The 1,411-nt window shown below is 40.2% G+C and carries 1 protein-coding gene; it reads left to right on the top strand.

The genetic code is table 11. The features are described 5' to 3' along the window. Window positions 1–44 precede the first annotated feature (44 nt). Window positions 45–1,406, top strand: a complete 1,362-nt coding sequence (locus DDR33_RS12835; RefSeq protein ID WP_109416205.1) for a pyridoxal-phosphate dependent enzyme — start codon at window positions 45–47, stop codon at window positions 1,404–1,406. Window positions 1,407–1,411 lie beyond the last annotated feature (5 nt).

Here is a 1,411-nt window from a genome sequence, read left to right as displayed (position 1 = left end):
TATTTCCTATAGGTTTAATAGTTTATTTGGTTATTTTTGTTAATATGTGGTATAACAACATTTTAGAGACTATAGGGAATACCCCTCTTGTGAAGTTAAACAGAATTACAAAGGATATTAAAGCCACAGTTTTGGCGAAGATTGAAACTGTTAATCCGGGGAACTCTATTAAGGACAGGATGGCACTGCAGATGATTGAAGATGCGGAAAGGGAAGGACTGCTTAAACCCGGAGGAACAATTATAGAAGGAACATCGGGTAATACAGGTATGGGACTGGCTATAGCAGCGGTGATTAAAGGCTACAAGTGTATTTTTACTACTACAGATAAGCAATCAAAAGAGAAGATCGATGCACTAAGGGCCTTTGGAGCCGAAGTGATTGTATGTCCGACTAATGTTGAGCCTGAAGACCCCAGGTCTTATTATTCGGTGTCTTCCCGCCTACAGAAGGAAGTGCCGAACTCGTGGAAGGCCAATCAATATGATAACCTCTCAAACTCAAAGGCTAATTATCTCAAAACGGGACCGGAGATCTGGGCTCAAACTGAAGGGAAGATAACGCATTTTGTTGCAGGCGTAGGCACTGGCGGAACTATTTCAGGTGCAGGTAAATATTTGAAGGAGAAGAACCCCGATATTAAAATATGGGGGATTGATACTTACGGTTCCGTGTTTAAAAAGTATAAAGAAACAGGACTTTTTGATAAGGACGAAATTTACCCTTATATCACAGAAGGTATCGGAGAAGATTTTCTGCCTCAGAATGTCGACTTTGCTGTTGTTGATCATTTTGAGAAGGTGACGGATAAAGATGCTGCTTTAATGACCAGGGAGATTGCCCGTAAAGAAGGAATTTTTGCTGGTAATTCTACAGGAGCCACGATAGCGGGCTTGTTACAGATGAAAGACCAGTTAAAAGAAGATGATGTGGTTGTTATTGTTGTTCATGATCATGGAACGCGTTACCTCGCAAAAATGTATAATGAAGACTGGCTGCGTGAAAGAGGTTTTCTTAAAGATGAGAAGTTAACAGCCAGAGCTATTCTTTCAGGAAGAGAGCCTCAGGAAATCGTTACCATTGATGCAGATAAAACAGTATTGGAGGCGATCAATGCAATTAAGATATTGAATATTTCGCAAATTCCTGTTACCCAGATGTCGAAGGTGGTTGGTAAGATCACTGAGAGCGATATTTTAAGCTCGTTACTGGAGAATCCGTCACTGAAATCAGCGAAAGTTCAGGACATCATGACTAAGCCGTTTCCTTTCGTGGATTTGAATACTTCTATCGATAAAATATCTTCACTTATAAATAAAGACAATACAGCTGTCCTCGTTGAGGATGATTACGGTAAGCTGGAGATTATCACTCAATTTGATATAATAAGTGCCATGTCGGTTTAGAGGTG

The organism is Pararcticibacter amylolyticus, assembly GCF_003130405.1.
GTDB lineage: Bacteria > Bacteroidota > Bacteroidia > Sphingobacteriales > Sphingobacteriaceae > Arcticibacter > Arcticibacter amylolyticus.
Note: the sequence above shows the minus strand (reverse complement) of the source record. Positions and strands in the feature narration are given on the sequence as shown.